The sequence below is a fragment of the Micromonospora sp. NPDC047753 genome (assembly GCF_040642735.1).
Taxonomy (GTDB): Bacteria; Actinomycetota; Actinomycetes; order Mycobacteriales; family Micromonosporaceae; genus Micromonospora.
The window spans coordinates 1-1,030 of the sequence record NZ_JBEYSL010000904.1 but is presented as its reverse complement, the minus strand read 5'-3'; the positions used below and the strand labels follow the sequence as shown (position 1 = coordinate 1,030).

Genomic DNA, 1,030 nt, shown 5'->3' with positions numbered 1-1,030 from the left:
GCTACACCGCCTGCGCGGCGCTGGGCGACCCCCGGGTGCGCTCACTGTTCGTGGTGGAGGCGATCGAGGACGTGATCGACTGGCACCAACGAGGGCTGCTGCCGTTCGCGGCGGGGCTCGCCGAGGACCCCCGGACCCGCTTCGTCCAGGCCGACTTCTTCGCGGCGGTGGCCGGTGACACCGGCTTCGACGCCGAGGTGCCCGGCCGGCGGTTCGACGCGGTCCTGCTCGACGTCGACCACTCCCCGCGCAACGTCCTGCACCCGAGCCACGCGGCGTTCTACCCGCCAGCCGGGTTGCGTCGCCTGGCCGCCCTGCTACGCCCCGAGGGAGTCTTCGCGCTCTGGTCGGACGATCCGCCGGACGCCGAGTTCACCGCCGCGCTCAGTGAGGTGTTCGTGAGCGTACGCGCGCATGTCGTGCCGTTCGCCAACCCGCTGACCGGCGGGGAGTCGGCGAACACCGTCTACGTGGCGCGTACCGGCCCCTGATCGACGTCGGGTGTGCCGCCCGCGCATGGTGTCGGCCGGACGGGGAATGAGAAACCGGGGCCGGCCGCACCAGGCACGGCCGGTCACTGGAGGTCGACATGCGTGCACTGCTCTGGGTCGTCGGCGTGGTCGCCGGCGTGCTGATCCTGCTCGGCCTGATCCTCGAGGCGGTCCGCTGGCTGATCATCATCGGTCTGATCGCGCTGGTGATCGTGATCGTCTGGGGCGTCGTCAAGGGGCGGCAGGCGGTGCAGCACCAGGGCCGACGACGCTGAGGGTCAGAACCAGTCCGGGCGCATGTCGAGCGTGGTCCGGTCCCGGCTGTCCAGCAGGTCGAACTGCGGGCCGGTCCGGGGCAACTCGACGGTGAAGAAGTAGCGGGCGGCCTGCCGCTTGCCGGCGTGGAACGCGTCGCCGGCGCCTTCCGGCGGCAGCACCAGCACCTGCTCCAGCCACATCCACGCGATCACCACGTGCCCGACGGCCTCCAGGTAGGCGCTGGCGTTGGCCAGCGCGAGCACCGGGTCACCGTCAGCCCA

General features: G+C 71.7%; 3 protein-coding genes. 2 read left to right on the top strand and 1 reads right to left on the bottom strand.

The features are described from left to right. Positions 1–491 (top strand): spermidine synthase (locus ABZ749_RS35645; RefSeq protein WP_357235873.1); only part of this gene is annotated, 491 nt, incomplete at its 5' end. A 98-nt stretch (positions 492–589) separates the two neighbouring features. Then, positions 590–766 carry a hypothetical protein gene (locus ABZ749_RS35640; RefSeq protein WP_355010015.1) on the top strand — a complete coding sequence of 59 codons (177 nt, stop codon included), beginning with the start codon at positions 590–592 and terminating at the stop codon, positions 764–766. 3 nt (positions 767–769) lie between these two features. On the opposite strand, the gene ABZ749_RS35635 is transcribed toward ABZ749_RS35640, so the two are convergent. Beyond that, on the bottom strand, positions 770–1,030 hold a 261-nt coding region (locus ABZ749_RS35635), incomplete at its 5' end, for an acyl-CoA dehydrogenase C-terminal domain-containing protein (RefSeq protein ID WP_357235870.1).

Bases quoted from the DNA above. Each gene is read 5' to 3' on its own strand.
- ABZ749_RS35640 (WP_355010015.1), top strand. From the start codon at position 590: ATGCGTGCACTGCTCTGGGTCGTCGGCGTGGTCGCCGGCGTGCTGATC.